Annotated in this window: 15 protein-coding genes; 6 read left to right on the top strand and 9 right to left on the bottom strand. The window is 62.1% G+C overall.

The window, feature by feature from the left end:
- Nucleotides 1-2: 2 nt before the first annotated feature.
- Together FX982_RS20645 and FX982_RS20640 are read right to left on the bottom strand one after the other, a co-directional pair.
- Nucleotides 3-977: a GlxA family transcriptional regulator gene (locus tag FX982_RS20645; RefSeq protein ID WP_172612319.1), complete on the bottom strand. Its 975-nt coding sequence runs from the start codon at nt 975-977 to the stop codon at nt 3-5.
- A gap of 200 nt (nt 978-1,177) precedes the next feature.
- Complete coding sequence (locus FX982_RS20640; RefSeq protein ID WP_172612318.1) at nt 1,178-2,032, bottom strand: sensor histidine kinase; 855 nt, start codon at nt 2,030-2,032, stop codon at nt 1,178-1,180.
- Nucleotides 2,033-3,038: 1,006 nt separating this feature from the next.
- Between FX982_RS20640 and FX982_RS20635 the strand changes: the two genes are divergently transcribed.
- From FX982_RS20635 to FX982_RS20620, 4 genes are read left to right on the top strand one after another with little or no spacing between them, the layout of a single operon-like run.
- Nucleotides 3,039-3,704, top strand: coding sequence for an amino acid ABC transporter permease (locus FX982_RS20635; protein WP_122625491.1), 666 nt, complete (start codon nt 3,039-3,041; stop codon nt 3,702-3,704).
- Entirely contained in the window at nt 3,685-4,344 is a 660-nt protein-coding gene (locus tag FX982_RS20630) for an amino acid ABC transporter permease (RefSeq protein ID WP_172612317.1), read from the top strand. The genes FX982_RS20635 and FX982_RS20630 overlap by 20 nt, the downstream gene beginning before the upstream one ends.
- Entirely contained in the window at nt 4,341-5,102 is a 762-nt protein-coding gene (locus tag FX982_RS20625) for an amino acid ABC transporter ATP-binding protein (protein WP_172612316.1), read from the top strand. Before FX982_RS20630 ends, FX982_RS20625 begins: the two co-directional genes overlap by 4 nt.
- On the top strand, nt 5,096-5,941 hold the full coding sequence (locus tag FX982_RS20620; protein WP_172613125.1) for a transporter substrate-binding domain-containing protein: 846 nt from the start codon (nt 5,096-5,098) through the stop codon (nt 5,939-5,941). The genes FX982_RS20625 and FX982_RS20620 overlap by 7 nt, the downstream gene beginning before the upstream one ends.
- 196 nt (nt 5,942-6,137) lie before the next feature.
- Here FX982_RS20620 and FX982_RS20615 read toward each other — a convergent pair whose 3' ends face one another.
- A complete protein-coding gene (locus FX982_RS20615; RefSeq protein ID WP_172612315.1) occupies nt 6,138-6,449 on the bottom strand; it encodes a cupin domain-containing protein in 312 nt (103 codons plus the stop codon).
- A 305-nt stretch (nt 6,450-6,754) separates the two neighbouring features.
- Between FX982_RS20615 and FX982_RS20610 the strand changes: the two genes are divergently transcribed.
- Nucleotides 6,755-7,885, top strand: a complete 1,131-nt coding sequence (locus FX982_RS20610) for an alkene reductase (RefSeq protein WP_172612314.1) — start codon at nt 6,755-6,757, stop codon at nt 7,883-7,885.
- Nucleotides 7,886-8,469: 584 nt separating this feature from the next.
- Here the strand turns inward: FX982_RS20610 and FX982_RS20605 are convergent.
- From FX982_RS20605 to proP, 3 genes are all read right to left on the bottom strand, one after another.
- On the bottom strand, nt 8,470-9,144 hold the full coding sequence (locus FX982_RS20605; protein WP_172612313.1) for an HAD family hydrolase: 675 nt from the start codon (nt 9,142-9,144) through the stop codon (nt 8,470-8,472).
- 90 nt (nt 9,145-9,234) lie between these two features.
- The gene (locus FX982_RS20600) at nt 9,235-9,477 is read right to left on the bottom strand and encodes a hypothetical protein (RefSeq protein ID WP_122624111.1); all 243 of its coding nucleotides are present in this window, start codon (nt 9,475-9,477) and stop codon (nt 9,235-9,237) included.
- 236 nt (nt 9,478-9,713) lie between these two features.
- Nucleotides 9,714-11,216, bottom strand: coding sequence for a glycine betaine/L-proline transporter ProP (gene proP, locus FX982_RS20595; protein WP_122624110.1), 1,503 nt, complete (start codon nt 11,214-11,216; stop codon nt 9,714-9,716).
- Nucleotides 11,217-11,610: 394 nt separating this feature from the next.
- Here proP and FX982_RS20590 point away from each other — a divergent pair, with 394 nt between their 5' ends.
- On the top strand, nt 11,611-12,207 hold the full coding sequence (locus FX982_RS20590; RefSeq protein ID WP_240356611.1) for a serine protease: 597 nt from the start codon (nt 11,611-11,613) through the stop codon (nt 12,205-12,207).
- On the opposite strand, the gene FX982_RS20585 is transcribed toward FX982_RS20590, so the two are convergent.
- The 3 genes from FX982_RS20585 to FX982_RS20575 are packed head-to-tail and all read right to left on the bottom strand — an operon-like array spanning nt 12,208 to nt 17,011.
- The gene (locus tag FX982_RS20585; protein ID WP_172612311.1) at nt 12,208-13,416 is read right to left on the bottom strand and encodes an HlyD family efflux transporter periplasmic adaptor subunit; all 1,209 of its coding nucleotides are present in this window, start codon (nt 13,414-13,416) and stop codon (nt 12,208-12,210) included. It abuts the gene before it with no gap.
- Nucleotides 13,413-15,572: a type I secretion system permease/ATPase gene (locus tag FX982_RS20580; RefSeq protein WP_172612310.1), complete on the bottom strand. Its 2,160-nt coding sequence runs from the start codon at nt 15,570-15,572 to the stop codon at nt 13,413-13,415. Before FX982_RS20580 ends, FX982_RS20585 begins: the two co-directional genes overlap by 4 nt.
- Entirely contained in the window at nt 15,569-17,011 is a 1,443-nt protein-coding gene (locus FX982_RS20575; RefSeq protein WP_438826343.1) for a TolC family outer membrane protein, read from the bottom strand. Before FX982_RS20575 ends, FX982_RS20580 begins: the two co-directional genes overlap by 4 nt.
- Nucleotides 17,012-17,138 lie beyond the last annotated feature (127 nt).

Here is a 17,138-nt window from a genome sequence, read left to right as displayed (position 1 = left end):
GTTCAGTCGCCGCCGAACTGCTGACGGTATTGGCCAGGCGTCACGCCAATGCGCTCGCTGAACGCCTTGCGCATGTGCCGCGCGCTGCCAAAGCCGCAGCGACTGGCCACGACCTTGAGGGGCAGGTCGCTGCCTTCGAGCAGTTTGCGCGCGTGATCGATGCGCGCGTTGAGCAGAAATTGCATGGGCGTCAGGCTGACTTCGCGCTGGAACGCCCGGGCAAAATTGCGCGGGCTCATCGTTGCCAGGTCGGCCATGCGCTGCACGGTGTAGGCCTCATCAATGTGGTCGACGACGTAGGCCTGCACCCGGGCGATCGCGCTGTCATCCCTGGGTACTGCCGCCAACAACGGGCCGTAGGGCGTTTGGCCGCCCTGACGCTTCATGACCACCAGCAGCACTTTGGCCACTTCCAGGGCGATCTCTTTGCCGTGGTCTTCGGCGACGATGGCCAGCGCCATGTCGATGCCCGCCGTGATACCACCCGACGTGATCAGGTTGCGGTCGACGACGTAGATCTGCTCGGTTTCGACGCGGGAGGCAGGGAAACGCCGAGCCAGGCGCTCGACGTAGTTCCAGTGGGTGGTGCAGCGGTAGCCGTCGAGCAGACCAGCGTCACCCAGCAGAAACGCGCCGGTGCAGATCGCTCCGAAACGCCGGGCGGCCTGGGCGGCGGCCGGTAGCCAGGCGGTGAGCTGAGGATGGCTGACACCGTAGGCACCTGGTCCGCCGGGGACCAGCAGCAGGTCAATATCGGGCGGCAGATCGTCCAGCGCCACATCCGCCTGGACCTTGAGCCCGCAGGAGCTGCGGATGAGCAGCGGAGGTTCGGCCACCGTGATCAGTCGATACTGTTTTTCCGGCGCCAGCAGTCGATTGGAAATCGAAAAGACGTCCATGGGGCCGGTCACGTCGAGCATGAGCACGTCGTTGAACAGCACCACCGCCACTGTTTTCTGCCCTGAGATGTCGCGCATGCCTTGATTGCCTTTCTATTACCGCCACTGCCAGCGCAGGGCGACGAGCCTGAATCCAGGCGGCATTCTAGGGGATTGCGCGAATGAATGTGAATGATTGGCGTTTGGAAGCCAATTGGATGAGTTTGGCGGTTTTGTCGCGGTTGATTGAACCGGGCTTGATCAGAGGAATCGGGAGCGGCTGGCTCGATAACAACCTTTCAGTAACAGCAGGTCGGCAGCTGAAAGCGAATGCGTGCGCCACCGCTGGCCGAGGCTTGTGCCCAGATGCGCCCGTGGTGCGCGTCGACCACCGAGCGGCAGATCGCCAGTCCGACGCCGAGGCCACTGGTCTTGGTGGTGTAGAACGCGCCAAAGATCTGCTCGCGACGGTCAGGGGGGATGCCGGGGCCGTTGTCCTCAACGCAGACTTCGACACCGTCGCCGAGGGTAAATGAATGGATGCGCAACACGGCGGCGTCACGGCCGCAGCCGGCCATGGCTTCCACGGCATTGGTGATGAGGTTGACCAGCAATTGCTGCAACTGCACGGCATCGGCAACGATCGACTGGTCAACGTATAGCCCGGTTTCGAGCCGTACCCGCTGGGCAGTCAGCAGCGGCTGGGTAAGGCCGACTGCGTCGCGAATGACGTCGTCAATTTTCAGGATGCGCAGCTGCAAGGGCGCCTGACGGGCCAGCGCACCGAGGGCTTTGACGATGTTGGCGGCGCGTTCGCAGCCGGCGCGGATTTCCTTCAAGCCGGCGATGGCTTCGTCGACGTCCGGCACGTCGCGCTGCAGCCAACGCAGGCTGGCGGCCGCGTTGGCGGCGATGCCCAAAAGGGGCTGGCAGATCTCATGGGCGATGGAGGCGCTGAACTCGGCCATCTTTCGGACGTGGAAGGTTTGAGCATAGTCGCTTTGCGCGGCGGCAACCTGATCGCAGCCCGCCGTGCGGTGCGCTGTCGGGTGCGACAGAGGGGGCAGGGAAGGGTGCCGAATCGCATCCGGCCAGTGCTGCTCCGCTGGCTGCGGGAAGCGCGTGTAAAGAGGAGATTGATGTTCGTCCAGCATCGTAGCCCCCGGCGGTCCGACGTCCTGTGCTTCGTCGCGCTTGAGTATACGCAGCGTGTCCGGCTTGAAACGCAGGCGAGGGCGGTTTGGCAGGAACAGGCACCCGGATGTCTGTCAGAGTCCCCACACAAGCTGAACGGAACCCGGGGCGCGCGTTCCACTGGCACCTTCTCGCAGCACCGTACGGAAATGGTGAGACCGCGATCATCGTAGGACTGGCTTCAGCCGGGAAGGCGCCGGCTGTCACACCACAGAATTGATGGCGTACACACAAGCCTATTCCCGGCTGAAGCCGGTCCCACTGAGTCACCGCGAGCACATGTAGGACTGGCTTTAGCCGGGAAAGCGTAGGGGGTAACACCGCGAAATTGATGGCGTACACACAAGCCTATTCCCGGCTGAAGCCGGTCCCACTGACTCACCGCGAGCACATGTAGGACTGGCTTTAGCCGGGAAGGCGTAGGGGGTAACACCGCGAAATTGATGGTGAACACACCGGCCTATTCCCGGCTGAAGCCGGTCCCACTGAGTCACCACGAGCACATGTGGGACCGGCTTTAGCCGGGAAGGCGTCAGCTATCACACCGCAGCATCAGTGGCGTACACAGATCGCGAAGCGACTTCGGCAAAAAAGCTGCTCATGGCAAGGCCTTGGGTAAGCGCGGTGGCAGCCTGTGCTTCGGACCTCCAACCCTGTCAGCCGCTGACACTGTTGCCTCAGCAACAGCACTCCACCACTTTCCATGGAAAACAAACAGTTACGCCCCTTCACACCCAAAGATTGCCCTGAACCCCCGGGACTTTCCGGCGTGGCATAAAGCCTGCAATGACCCGCAAACGAACCCGCGTCGACCCGCTTATGGCGTCACGTTTTGGCAGTCATTGGCAGGAGTAATTGTGTCTACAGCCCCATCATTAAACCCTCACAACCTTTCAGCGCCGGGACCGGCCGGCATCCATCGACGCCTCGATGGCGATAACCTCATTACCCAGGACCAGGGTTGATATGGCGTTCGATGTTGAATTTGTCGTGTCCACGCTGCCCGCGTTCGTCAGCGCCGTTGGCGTCACGTTGCAGGTCGGCTTCATCGCCATCGGCACGTCGCTGTGCGTGGCGCTGATCAATGCCGCGATTACTGCGTTCGGCGTGCCCATCCTGCGCCCACTGGTACGGGTGTACGTGGAGCTGGCGCGCAATACGCCGTTGCTGATCCAGCTGTTTTTCATCTACTTCGCGCTGCCGACCCTGGGGATCCGCATCTCCGGGTTTGCCTCGGCGATCATTGCCATGACTTTCATGGGCGGCGCTTACCTGACCGAGATCCTGCGCGCGGGCATAGACGCGGTGCCCAAATCGCAGATCGAATCGGGGCTGTCCATCGGGCTGTCGCGCTGGCAGTTGCTGCGCCACGTCATTCTGCCCCAGGCCGGGATCCTCAGCCTGCCGGCGCTGTTCGCCAACTTCATCTTCCTGCTCAAGGAAACCACCGTGGTTTCGGCGGTGGCGGTGCCGGAAATTCTCTACACCACCAAGAGCTACATCGCGCTGTATTACAAAACCTACGAAATGCTCGCGGTCATGACCGGCCTCTGCGTGCTGCTGTTCGTGCCGCTGTCGCTGCTGCTGCGCCTGATTGAAAGGAGGCTCCAGCATGGCCAGTTCGGGTCTTGAATTGCTGTGGGTGTCGGCGCCGCAATTGGCCCAGGGCATCGGCCGCACGCTGGGCATTTCGCTGCTGGCGATCGCCTTCAGCAGTGTAGGCGGTGTGATCTATGGCGTGCTGCGCAACCTTGGCGTGCGCTGGATCGACGGGGTGCTGCTGGTCTACCTGGAACTGTTCAGGGCGATCCCGGTGCTGGTCTGGTTGTACCTGTTCTTCTTCGGTTTGCCGATTTTTCTTGGCTGGAACATCCCGGGTTTCTGGTGCGCGGTACTGGTGTTGTCGCTGTGGGGCGCCAGTGAAACCGGCGAAGTGGTGCGTGGCGCACTGCGCTCGATTCCGAGGGGGCAACGGGAAGCGGGTCTTGCGATTGGCCTGGGGCCGTTGCAGCTTTACGGCCGCGTGCTGCTGCCCCAGGCGCTGCGACGCATGACGCCGCCGCTGATCAACGTCTTCACCCGGCTGATCAAAACCAGTTCCCTGGCGGTGCTGATCGGGGTCGTTGACGTGATCAAGATCGGCCAGCAAATCATCGAACGAACCTATGAGTCGGTGCTGATCTACGGCTTCCTGTTCGTATTCTTCTTTCTTGCCTGTTATCCGCTGTCGGCCGCTTCGCGGGTGCTCGAGCGGCGTTGGAATCATTCATGAGCCCATTGATAGAACTGACCCGCTTCAGCAAAAACTTCGGTTCGGTGCCGGTGTTGCAAGACGTTGACCTGAGCGTTCGCGAAGGCGAAGTGGTGGTGATCCTCGGGCCCAGCGGCTGCGGCAAAAGCACCCTGCTGCGTTGCCTCAACGGTCTCGAACTGGGCCACGCCGGGCAGTACTGGTTCGCTGGTCAGAACCTGCCGGCCAACACCGATTGGCGTCAGGTGCGGCAACAGATCGGCATGGTGTTTCAGAGCTACCACCTGTTCCCGCACATGACGGTGCTGGAGAACATTTTGCTCGGGCCGCTGAGCGTGCAAAAGCGCACACGCGTCGACGCGCAGCAACAGGCCGAGACGCTGCTGAGCCGTGTCGGCCTGCTGGACAAGCGCGACGCCTACCCGCGCGAGCTTTCCGGTGGCCAGCAGCAACGCATCGCCATCGTCCGCGCGCTGTGCATGAACCCCAGGGTCATGCTGTTCGACGAAATCACGGCTGCGCTTGATCCGGAAATGGTCAAGGAAGTGCTGGAAGTCATCCTCGACCTGGCCCGCAGTGGCATGACTTTGTTGATCGTCACCCACGAAATGGCCTTCGCCCGCGCGGTGGCCGATCGAATCCTGTTCATGGACGGCGGCCGTATCGCCGAACAGAGCGACCCCGAATCCTTCTTCAGCGCCCCGCAGACCGCACGCGCGCAGCAGTTCCTGGAGAAATTCTCCTACGTAGAAAACATGCCAAAAAGGAAAGCATCGTGACCCTTAAATCTGCCTTTGTACTGCCACTGCTCGCCCTGGGATTGCTGGTCGGCACGGCTGCCGCCCATGCTGCCGACTCTGCCGCAGGGTCACTGGAAAAAATCAAGGCGCGCGACAAGTTGATTGTCGGCGTTTTCAGCGACAAACCGCCGTTCGGCTTCGTCAACGAACAGGGCGACTACGTCGGCTTTGACACCGATCTGGGGCGGCGCTTCGCCAAGGACCTGCTCGGCGACGAGAAGAAGATCGAGTTTGTGGTGGTAGAGCCCGCCAGCCGGATTCCGTTTCTGCAGAGCGACAAGGTTGACCTGATCCTCGCCAACATGACGGTGACGCCGGAGCGCGCGCAAGTGGTCGACTTCACCCACCCCAACCTGCGCGTCGCCGTTCAGGCGCTGGTGCCCGACAGCAGCCCGGTGAAGACGCTGGACGATCTGGCCAGCAAAACCGTCATCGTCACCACCGGCACCACGGCGGATATCTGGCTGACCAAGAATCACCCCGACTGGAAGCTGCTCAAGTTCGAGAAGAATTCCGAGTCGCTGCAGGCGCTGGCCAACGGCCGAGGCGATGCTTATGCCCAGGATAACCTGGTGCTGTTTAGCTGGGCCAAGCAGAACCCGGGCTACCGCGTGCTGGCGCAGAAACTCGGCGACGAAGCACCGATCGCCCCGGCGGTGAAGAAGGGCAACACGGAACTGCGCGATTGGGTGAACACCGAACTGGCCAGCCTCGGTCAGCAGAAGTACCTGCTCACGCTGTACAACCAGTACGTGCGCGATCAACTGGCGGCGGACACCGATCCGTCGGCGGTGATCGTTGAAGGCGGGGCGTGGTAGCCCTGATGGACTGAACTCGCGAGGGGGCACCGGGAAGCGGCTGTTTCGTTCACCCTCGATTTTGCGGTGTTCCCTCTGAAGCTTTCCGGCTAAAGCCAGTCCCACTGAATGAACGCATGCCGTGAGTGGGACCGGCTTCAGCCGGGAAGGGGCCGGTACGAGCACCCGCGATTTTGCGCTGGTCAGGCGGCTCGTCTCAAACGCTGCCCTCGCTCTCGATCACCAGAACGCGCGCTTCACCCAGCGGGTGGGCAACGTGGGCCGTGCCGATGGAGGCGTAGAAAATATCCCCCGTTTGCAGCACGGTTCTTTGCTCGACGCCGTCCTGCTTGAAGCGCATCTCCACTTGCCCGTCCAGCACCACAAATACCTCCTGACCGTCGTTGACGTGCCATTTGTAGGGCTGATCGGTCCAGTGCAGGCGTGTGGTGATGCCGTTCATGTTGGCGATGTCCAACGCGGCCCACGGGCGCTCACCGGTAAAGTCTTTGCTGCGGATGATGTTCATGGGGAGGTTCGTTCAAGTGCGGGTTGGTGACGATGAACCGCGATGTTGCGGTGTCGGGTTTCCAACGTTCGATGCGCAGGATCATAAGGTCGCGATGACAGGGTGCAACGGGTTGCCAAGGCAGTAGGGGCTAAAAGCGCAAGATTCTGCAAGTGGCGTTGTCGGCCGTCGATGTCCGAAATCATTGCGGATCTGACATTGCCGGGCGTGCGGTTGGCCTTTAGACTCCCGGCCATCCACTAGACGACTGGTCTACGCAGGTCGGTCTGGTCAGAACTTTCAACGACTTAACGGAGTATCACCCTATGGCTACGCAACCCTTGCTCACCCACGTCAACCTTGGTCGGCATGTGCTGAAAAACCGCATTGCCTTCCCGCCATTGACCCGCCAGAGAAGCCTGCAGCCGGGTGATATCGCTTCGGAGCTCATGGCCACCTACTACCAGCAGCGTGCGTCCGCCGGTTTCATGATCACTGAAGGCACCCAGATCGAGCCGCGCGGCCAGGGCTATGCATGGACCCCGGGCATCTACAGCGCCGCACAGGTCGAAGGCTGGCGCAAAGTGACCGACGCGGTGCACGCGGAAGAGGGCGTGATTTTCGCTCAGCTCTGGCATGTGGGTCGTGTGTCCCATCACGCGTTGCAGCCCAACGGCGAAGCGCCGGTTGCCCCTTCGGCGATCCCGGCGGCCAACGCCAAGGCGTTCATCGAAACCGCGCCGGGCGCAGGGCAACTGGTGGTGCCGCCGACGCCTCGCGCACTGACTGTCGAAGAAATCCGCGAGCTGGTGAAGCTGTACGCCCAGGCGGCGAAAAACGCCATCGAAGCGGGTTTTGACGGCGTCGAAATCCACGCGGCCAACGGTTACCTCGTTAATCAGTTCATCTCCGAGCACGCCAACCACCGGGAAGACGAATACGGCGGCTCGCTGGAAAACCGCCTGCGCTTTCTGCGCGAGATCGTCACTGCCGTCGCCGAAGCGGTAGGCGGGGACCGTCTGGGTGTGCGATTTTCGCCACTGTTCGCCAGCACCGATGAAGAACGCGTCTACATCGGCCTGGTGGAAAGCGATCCGCACCACACCTACGTCGAAGCCATCAAGGTCCTGGGAAACGCAGGCGTCGCTTACGTCTCCATCGCCGAAGCCGACTGGGACAACGCCCCCGAGCTGCCGGACACCTTCCGCAAAGCCATCCGCGAAGCCTTCAGCGGACGCATCATCTACGCCGGCCGCTACACCGCCGAACGTGGCAACCGCCTGATCGACGCTGGCCTCGCCGACCTCATCGCCTTCGGCCGCCCCTTCATCGCCAACCCCGACCTGCCGGCCCGCATCGCCAACGGCTGGCCCCTCAACCCCGTCAACCCGGCGACCCTGTATGGCGGGACTGAAGAGGGCTACATCGACTACCCGGTTTATCAGGCCGGCAAGTGAAGGCAGCGGCCCGCAGCTGACTGATGCGACGCAGAGCGTCGGAAGATGCGTTCCCACGCGGAGCGTGGGAACGATCAAATCGGCGGGACTGGCTTCATCGATCAACATTGATGGTGCATGCACTGGCTTCTTCCCGGCTAAAGCCGGTCCCACTAAGAGCAGCGCGTGCATTCAGCAAAATTGGCGGTGATCCCGCCGGCCTCTTCCCGCTTGAAGCCAGTCCTACGAACAGCAGCGGGTGCAGTTAGTGGGACCGGCTTTAGCCGGGAAGCTTTTGATCTGCTTTTGATCTTCGTACACAAAAAGCTCAGTCACCGCCAATCGCGACTTTGGTGCAGGCCGAACGCAGACGATGCGCAGTGGGCCGAGCGGCATGGATGCCGCGAGAGCGCCGCTAGGACATGATGTCCGTTCGGCGCGGGCCCACGGAGCGTCGTCGGAGTGAGGGAACCCGACGAAGTCGGGCCAAACCGAGAGCTAGCACCCTTGGTTACTTGGGGTGCTTTTCCAAGTAACTCGCCGAAGGCGAAACCGAGGCCGTTAGGCCGACGCTCTTGATCTCGACGTTCCAGAGCTGCCGAGCACTACTCCCGCGTCGCGATCTCATCCAGATGATTCAACAGCGCCAGCGGATCCTCATACACCCGCAACGCCCCGGCCCGCTCCAGCTCGCTCGTATCGTACCCACCCGAAAGCAGCCCGATCCCCGTCGCCTTACACCGCCGCGCCGCGAGCATGTCCCAGATCGCATCACCGACCACCAGACAATCCTCAATCTTCGCGTCAATCTTCTTCGCCGCCGTCACAAACAAATCCGGGTCCGGCTTGCCGTTCTTCACATCATCGCGCGTGATCAGATTGATCTGCTCCGGTTCCAGACCCAACGCCTTCAGATTGATCCGCGCGGTCGACATCTCCCCACTGGTCGCGATGCACCACGGGAAGCCCTCATCGTCCAGCGTCTTCAGCAAATCAACAGCGCCGGGCAACGCAATGATCTGATCCTGGGTTCTCTCGTACGCCTCAGCGTGCTTCTTGCTCAACCGATCGGCCTGCGCCTCACTGATCTCCATCCCGGTCTCCCGGGACAGCATCTTCAACATCAAACCGCCGCTCATGCCGATCTTGCGGTGGATTCGCCACATCGCCAGTGGGATGTTCTCCGAATCGAGGGCTTCCTTCCACGCCGTGACGTTCTGATAAACGCTGTCAGTCAAGGTGCCGTCGAGGTCGAAAAGGAAGGAGGTATTGGATCGCATGGTGTGGCTCCGTTGGTACAGATGTCATCCGCTGACAATGGTTAAAAAGGGACGCGCTCTCCGTTCGGAAAGCGCCTCAGCGAAACAGGCTCAGGACAACCCGAGTGTCAGCCGCTTCAAGCGGCACTCCACGACCTTGTCGTAGAACTCGGAAAGCGCTTCGGCCTGCTGCGCGTCAATGCCGCCGCAGCACTGCAGACCGAGCACGAAGCCGTTGGCCTGAGCGCCGTTCTTGACGGCGTCGATGGTCGAGCCGGACGCATGGATATCAGCGAGGATGCGCTCGCTTTGCGGTCGCAGCACCGGGGGCAAGTGATCAATGATATCGGTCATGGGAAGGCTGCCTTTCAGTTCTCTGTCCGCAGGTCTGCGCTTGCACAGATGCGGTTGAATGCTCATGCAAGACCTGACCGGGAGAGGGACGCAGCGGTTCCGACAAATTCTTAAAATGGCCGCGAACGGCAGGGGACAGTGGGACTGGCGTTAGCCGGGAAGGCGTCGGGTGCTACACCACAACACTGATGGTGTACAAACCGGCCTCTTCCCGGCTGAAGCCGGTCCCACCGGAATCAATCTATACGCGGGTGCTGCTGAACCAGGCTCTCGCGTTTGGCTTGCAGTTCAGCAATCTGCGTGTCGATGTCTTCGATCTTCTGCTCGATGTTGTCGTGATGCTCCTGCAGCAGCTCGCGGGCCTCGTTGAGGTCAGATGCCGCTGGCGCTGCGCCACGCAAAGGCTTGTTCGCCGTTTCCTTCATGGTCAGGCCGGTGATCAGGCCCACCACCGCCACCACCATCAGGTAGTACGCCGGCATGTACAGGTCCTGGGTGGTTTCAACCAGCCAGGCGACCACGGTCGGGGTCAGACCTGCAATCAGCACCGAGACGTTAAAAGCACTGGCCAGCGCGCTGTAACGGATGTGGGTGGGGAACATCGCCGGCAGCGTCGAGGCCATCACACCGATGAAGAAGTTGAGGATCACCGCGATCAGCAGCAGACCGGCGAAGATCAGGCCCAACTGGCCGCTGTTGATCAGCTTGAACGCCGGAATCGATAGCACCAGCAAGGCAATGCTGCCAGCGATGATGAAGGGACGGCGGCCGATCTTGTCGCTGAGGAAGCCGATCAGCGGCTGCACGAACAGCATGCCGACCATGATCGCCACGATGATCAGCACGCCACGGTCTTCGCTGTAATGCAGGTTGTGCGACAGGTAGCTGGGCATGTACGTGAGCAGCATGTAGTACGTGACGTTGGTCGCCGCGACCACGCCGATGCAGGTCAGCAGGCTGCGCCAGTGCTTGGTGGCGACTTCCTTGAAGGAGACTTTCGGGCCGTGGGCCAGGCCTTCGCGGTCGCCTTGCTCGAGTTTTTCAACGTGCTGCTGGAACGCCGGGGTTTCTTCCAGAGCATTACGCAGATAGAGACCGACCATGCCCAGGGGCAGGGCGAGGAAGAACGGCAGACGCCAGCCCCATTCGAGGAACTTCTCTTCACCCACCACAGAGGAAATCAGCACAACGACCCCGGCCCCGAGGACGAAACCGGCGATCGAGCCGAAGTCCAGCCAGCTGCCGAGGAAGCCGCGTTTACGGTCCGGCGCGTATTCTGCGACGAAGATCGAGGCGCCGGTGTACTCGCCGCCGACCGAGAAGCCCTGGGCCATCTTGGCCAGCAGCAGCAGAATCGGCGCCCAGATGCCAATGGATTCATACGAGGGAATCAGCCCGATGGCAAAGGTGCTGAGGGACATGATGACAATGGTCGCGGCGAGGACTTTTTGTCGCCCGTACTTGTCGCCGATGGCGCCGAAGAACACGCCGCCGATAGGGCGAATCAGGAAGGGCACGGAAAAGGTCGCGAGGGCCGCGATCATCTGCACGCTGGGGTCGGCGCCGGGGAAGAAGATCTTGCCCAGTGCGTAGGCCACGAAGCCGTAGACGCCGAAGTCGAACCATTCCATTGCGTTGCCCAGCGCGGCGGCCGTGATGGCCTTCCGCATCTTGGCATCGTCGACAATAGTGATGTCTTGCAACCCGATCGGGTTGACGGTTTTCTTGCGTGATCTCATAAAAGTCCCGGCAGCTGGAAGTATGACGTTGTGGCAATCAAAGCCCTGGCTATCGGCGACGCGCGCACTCCGTCGAATGCGGTGCTGTCGCAATAGTGGCAGGCTGATCTGCATCTGATAGGACAAGGGCGTAAATAATTCAGAACGGGCGCCATATATTTTGAACCCGTACAAATGAGTGCCTAATCAACCGGCTCTATCAGTCGATAAACTCAAACAGGTTGGATCCAATGAATTAAATTCATCGGGACTAGACCAGCGGTAGTCTCAGGCTATTGCCAGAGTGATGGCGCAATGACATATTCGCTCCGCCATCCATTCACACCCACGGAACATCATGCGCCCCTTCAAGTCACTTGTTGCAGCCTCAGTGCTGATCAGCGGGTGCAACGGAATGCCCACCGCTTTTACTCAGGACCCTGTATTTGACCAAGCCTTCGTCGTCCACTCCGGTGCGCCGTTGCCCTATCTGATGATGGGCACCGCGATCCAGTGGAATGAAGATTATGCCGTGACGGTCAAGCACCTTCCTTACGTATCCGGTGCGGTCTACCAGGGGCAGGGCGACGTGCAATTCTTCAAGCACAAGGCTAACGGCGTGCCGATGTGGCGTTCGTACCAGCCCGGTGAAGAACTGACTTCCGTCGGTTTCAACTCCGCCTACATGTCGGTGAAAGGCACCGGCCATGCGCTGCCGGCCATGGTTCGTCTGGACGCCAAAGAAGGCAACGTGATGTACGGCACCCATGATGGCCCGGTCGCCAAGGGCATGTCCGGCGGTCCGGTTTTCGCGGCAGACGGCAAGGTGGTGGGGATCACCGTGGCGTTGCTGACCGCCAACGACCTGGCCAGGATCAAGCGCCCTGACCTGGCCAACCAGCCCCGCGTCAGCATCTTCTTGCCGTACAACGAGATCAACCGCGAGTGGACCCGCTACATGGCCCAGGCCAAGCCGGCCACGCCCGTGCCGACGAACCTGGCCGCCAACTGATCACCGCTCGCGCAGGGCTTCTCGGGCGCGGTTGAGGGGCTTGATGAGGTAATCCAGCACGGTCTTTTCACCCGTGCGGATGTCCACGGTGGCGATCATCCCCGGAACGATGGCGAAGGTTTTACCTGCCTTGTTGCGCAGCACATCCGAGTCCGTGCGGATGAACACCCGGTAGTAGAAAATTTCCGGTTTGACTTCATCCTGAATCGTGTCCGGCGAGATGGTCACCACCTTGCCGTCCAGGCTGCCGTAGATCGAGTAGTCGTAGGCCGTGATTTTCACTTTGGCCTGCTGCTCGGGGTGAATAAAAGCGATGTCCCGGGGCGAGATGCGCGTTTCGATAAGCAGTTGCTCATCCAGCGGAACGATTTGCATGAGCTGCCCATTGGGCGGCACCACCCCACCGATCGTGGTGACTTCGATGTCCTTGACGATGCCGCGCACCGGCGAGCGCAGGGTCAGGCGTGACAACGAATCGCTGCGGCCGCGGATCACCGATGACAGCATCTGCGCTTCGGAATTGGCTTTTGCCAGGTCTTCCCGGGCATGCACCATGTACTCCGAACGCGCCTCGGTCGCCTTCAGCTCAAGCTCGGAGCGCTGGCGGTTCAGGCGCAGGACTTCGACCCGGCTGGAAGCGCCGATTTTCGCCAGATTCTCGGTGATGGTCAGCTCGCTGCGCACCAGTTTCAACGAGCTCTCGATGCCGGTCAGCGTTTCGGCCAGGCCTTTGCGGCGGGCGTTGAACAGCTCGGTTTCGGCACGACGCAGCTCCGGGTACTTGTCCAGCGAAGCGTCGAAGGTCAGCGGTTTCTCACTGACTTCGGCCTGCAGCCGGTTGACGCTGGCCAGTGCCGCCCGGTACTTCGCCTCACTCTCACCCACGTTCGATTCACTCTTGACCGCATCCAGCTGCGCCAGCACCTGGCCGCGCTCGACCAACGTGCCTTCGCTGACATTGAGCTCCTTGATGATCCCGCCCTCCATGGATTGAATCAGCTGCTCCCTGGAGCTGGGCACCACCTTGCCGGTGCCGGTGGATACTTCCACGACCTGAAACCAGGCCGCCCAGGCGACGAAGCACGCCAGCATCAGCGCGCAGACCCAGATCACCCGCACGCTCCCGGTGATGCTGCGCTCGTCCTGGCCATCGAGGTAAGTGATCTGGTCGCCGAGCCGAGGCGTTTGTTCGGTGGTCAATGCGTTCATGCCTGCGCTCCTTGCGGCTGCTTGAGTCGGGTGAGGGCGGCGTCGCGGTGGTCGTCGATGACGATGCGGCCGTTGTCCAGCACGATGATCCGTTCCACCAGTTGCAGCAGGCTGACTCGGTGGGTGGCGACGATCAGCGTGCGGCCCTGGCACCAGGTCGAGAGTTTTTCCAGCAACTGGCGTTCGGTGATGTCATCCAGTGACGCCGTGGGTTCGTCCAGCAGCAGTACCTGGGGCTGGCGAATCAGCAGGCGTGACAGCAGCAGGCTCTGGCGCTGGCCGCCGGACAGGCCCAAACCCCCTTCGAGAATCAGGTGGTCCATGCCTTTGGGCATCTGACGGACAAACTCCAGCGCGCCGGTCACTGCCAGGGCGGCGATGATTTCCTGATCGCTGGCCTGGCCCGCGCCGAGGGTCAGGTTGTCCCGCAGCGTGCCGTGGAACAGCCGCGCCTGCTGCGACATCAGGCCGACGTCCCGGCGCAGGTCGGCCGGGTCCAGGTGAGCGAGGGAGATGCCGTCCACAGTGGTCTCGCCGCTGGACAAATCCATTGAACCCGCCAGCGCCTGCAGCAGCGTCGACTTGCCCGCGCCGTTGCGCCCGAGAATGGCGACGCGCTCGCCCGGGCGAATCTTCAGGTTGATGCCGCTCAAGGCAGGCGATGCTTCTTCGCTGTACTTGAAGCCGGCCTGACGGAGCACGTAATCCCCGCGAATGGACGGGAGATGCACACGCTGGCTGCCTTCGGGATGATCGACCGGCATCTGCATCAACCGATTGAGCCCTTGCAGCGCAACTTTTGCCTGTTGCCAGCGGGTCAGCACGTGGGTCAGTTGCGCCATCGGCGCCATCATCCGCGAGGCCAGCATCGAGGCCGCCACCAGGCTGCCGGTGGTGAGGTCGCCGGCAATCACCATTGGCGCGCCGAACACGATGACCACGGCGAACACCGCGCCCTGCACGTTCTGGGTCCAGGCCACCAGGCTGTTGGTCAGCGAACGCAGTTTCAGGCTGCTGTCGGCGGACGCAGCGTTGTAATGATTCCACTGCTGCTGAAAGCGTTGCTCGGCCTGCAGCGCCTTGATGTCGTCCATGCCCTGCACGGTTTCCACCAGCATGGCGTTGCGCAGCGCGGCTTCGCGCATCGACGCATTGGCCAGCCGCGCCAGCTTGCGTTGAGCGAGGATGCCGGGCAGCACCATTGCCACCAGCGCAACCAGAGGAATCAGCACCAGCGCCCCGCCAATCAGGTAGAACACCAGCAGGAACAGGAAGAAAAACGGCATATCCGCCAGCGCCGTTGCAGTGCTTGAGGTGATCAGGTCGCGGATCTGCTCCAGCTCGCGCAGCTGCGAAATGAACGAACCGGTGGATTTCGGCCGGGCCGAGTTACGCAGGCGCAGGGCGTGGCCGAACACCAGGTCCGAGACCCGCAGGTCGGCGCGCTTGCCCAGGACGTCGGTGATGCGCAGACGCATGATGCGCATCACGAAGTCGAACACCAGCGCGAGCATGACGCCACCGAACAGGACGTACAGCGTCGGCAGGGATTCGGCCGGAATCACCCGGTCGTAGACCTGCATCGAGAACAGCACGCCGGCCATGCCCAGCAGGTTCGCGACCAGCGACGCCAGCATCACCTGGCGGTAAGGGCGCAGGTCGCTGAGGACGATGCGCCTGAACCAGTGCTCGTCGTAGGGCTTGATGTAGTCGTCGGTGCGCACGTCGCTCAGGGGCTGAATGGGCCGCAGGATCACCGTGCGCAGCGCCTGTTCGGCGAGCACGGCGGGGTCGATACGGCTTTGCAGGCCCTGATCGCCGCTGTAGGCGATGCCCAGTTCGCCTTGCTCGCTGACGCTTTCGATCACGCCGACCTGGCCGTCGCGCAGTTGCACCAACAGCGGCGTGCGCCAGCGCGACAGGCTTTTACGGTCGTAGTGGGCGAACTTGACGCTCAAGCACGCCTGACGCGCCATGTGTCGCACCACTTCCTCGGCGCGGCCTTCGCTGTTGGTCGACGCCAGACGCACGCTCTCGGGCGAGACGTCCAGACGGTAATGCCGGGCGACGATGAGGATGGCTTCCACCCACGGCGAGTAATCCGGACGATCAGGGCCTGCCGCGGGCGCTTCGGGGATGACGATGGTCTCGGTCATGGCAGGATCTCCACGTGCTGGATGGTGCTGTGATCGATGCCGAACGCCCGGCGCAGCGCACCGCTGTTGTACAGGCAGTCGATTTGCAGACGGCGCAGATCGGCCTGGGTATTGGCCAGGTCGAAGCGCGACTGATGGATTTCCTGTTCGGCGTTGAGCAGGTCGAGCAACGGCCTGGTGCCCAGTTCCAAGTACTGCCGACCGTACAACTCGCGGGCCTCGGTGATGCTGGTCTGCCGCGATTCGAGCGAAGTGAGTCGGCGCGTCAGCCCGGAGGTCTGCGCCTGGGCTTCGCCGAGCCCTTGCCGCGCCTGCAAACGGGCGGCGTCTTCGGCGGAATCGGCGGCGGTCAGCGCGTAATTGGCGGCGCGACTGCGGGCACTGATGGCGCCGCCCTGGTAAATCGGGACTTCCAGATTGAGGAAGATCCCGGCCTGGGTGCGATTGATCCTCGTGTTCTGGTCGTCGTAATGGTCGTCCAGAAACTGGTTGATCGACGGCTGCAACGACAGCGTCGGGTAGGCTTCGGCCTTTGCCTGGGCCAGCTCGGCCTGGGCCTGGGTGCGCTGGGCAGCGGCTTGCAGCACCGCGGGGAGGGCGTCAGTGCCCAGTGGACCCTTACAGGCGTCGGTCATCGAGGTGTCGAACGTCTCACTGACCTCGGGCGGGGTCTGCCGCCCGAGCAGGTTGGTCAACGTCGACTGCCAGCGCGCGTAGAGTGCTTTGTACTCTTGCAGCGTGGCCATGCCGCCCTCGGCGCGGGACTGCGCCTGAACCACATCGGAGCGAGTGCTCGCACCCATGTCGCTGCGCTGTCTGGCGAGTTCGACGATGTCGCCGATGCCGCGAATCTGCTCGCGGGCGACCTCCACCAGACGCTGATAACGCTGGACTTCGATGTAGGCAAATGCGGTGTCGCGGCTGACCTGATCGATCGCCAGCAGAATGCTGGCCTGACTGCGCGCCACTTTGGCCCGGGCCGCCTCGACTGAATTCGAGACTTTGCCGAAGTCGTACAGCATCTGCTTGAGGGAAATGCTTACGGACTGGCTGCCGTCGTCGCTGCCGTAGCCGCTGGTGTAACCGCCTTTTATCCCGCCGGAGATCTGCGGGTAATAACCGGCTTCAGCCACGTTGATGCCCTCGGCCTGCTGATACAAGGTGCCGATCGCTTCGCTGATGCTGGGGTGCCAGTCAACCGCGAGCCTGACCGCCTGTTCCAGACCCAGGGTCGGGCTGTCTTCCTTGACCATGACCGCCCCGGGGGCGGAACCGCCTTTGGCATTGTCTCGTGCACTGCCTTTGGAACTGCCTGCCGTGCCATCGCCCTTGCGCCGCTGGTCCGCCGGCTTTGCCTGCAAGCGCGAAGGACTGATGCTGCGCAGTCCGGGATCAATCTGATCCTCCGCCAGCGCAACGGAGAATATCGGGTGACACAGGCCGAGGGTCAGGACGACCGCCGGCCATTTCTGCTTGCGAACGCGCTCCACATGGCTTCCTTACTGTACGAATACAGAGCTTCCCTTTAGTGAATCAACCGGCCGAGCGCATTGATCGGCCGGTTGA

The sequence above is a fragment of the Pseudomonas graminis genome, assembly GCF_013201545.1.
Taxonomy (GTDB): domain Bacteria; phylum Pseudomonadota; class Gammaproteobacteria; order Pseudomonadales; family Pseudomonadaceae; genus Aquipseudomonas.
This window is presented reverse-complemented; position numbering and strand designations above follow the sequence as displayed.

Coding starts and splice junctions, on each gene's coding strand:
- FX982_RS20630 (WP_172612317.1), top strand. CDS start 3,685: ATGGCCAGTTCGGGTCTTGAATTGCTGTGGGTGTCGGCGCCGCAATTG.
- FX982_RS20605 (WP_172612313.1), bottom strand. CDS start 9,144: ATGCGATCCAATACCTCCTTCCTTTTCGACCTCGACGGCACCTTGACT.
- FX982_RS20585 (WP_172612311.1), bottom strand. CDS start 13,416: ATGAACGCATTGACCACCGAACAAACGCCTCGGCTCGGCGACCAGATC.
- FX982_RS20580 (WP_172612310.1), bottom strand. CDS start 15,572: ATGACCGAGACCATCGTCATCCCCGAAGCGCCCGCGGCAGGCCCTGAT.
- FX982_RS20625 (WP_172612316.1), top strand. CDS start 4,341: ATGAGCCCATTGATAGAACTGACCCGCTTCAGCAAAAACTTCGGTTCG.
- proP (WP_122624110.1), bottom strand. CDS start 11,216: ATGAGATCACGCAAGAAAACCGTCAACCCGATCGGGTTGCAAGACATC.
- FX982_RS20615 (WP_172612315.1), bottom strand. CDS start 6,449: ATGAACATCATCCGCAGCAAAGACTTTACCGGTGAGCGCCCGTGGGCC.
- FX982_RS20600 (WP_122624111.1), bottom strand. CDS start 9,477: ATGACCGATATCATTGATCACTTGCCCCCGGTGCTGCGACCGCAAAGC.
- FX982_RS20645 (WP_172612319.1), bottom strand. CDS start 977: ATGCGCGACATCTCAGGGCAGAAAACAGTGGCGGTGGTGCTGTTCAAC.
- FX982_RS20610 (WP_172612314.1), top strand. CDS start 6,755: ATGGCTACGCAACCCTTGCTCACCCACGTCAACCTTGGTCGGCATGTG.
- FX982_RS20635 (WP_122625491.1), top strand. CDS start 3,039: ATGGCGTTCGATGTTGAATTTGTCGTGTCCACGCTGCCCGCGTTCGTC.
- FX982_RS20640 (WP_172612318.1), bottom strand. CDS start 2,032: ATGCTGGACGAACATCAATCTCCTCTTTACACGCGCTTCCCGCAGCCA.
- FX982_RS20590 (WP_240356611.1), top strand. CDS start 11,611: ATGCCCACCGCTTTTACTCAGGACCCTGTATTTGACCAAGCCTTCGTC.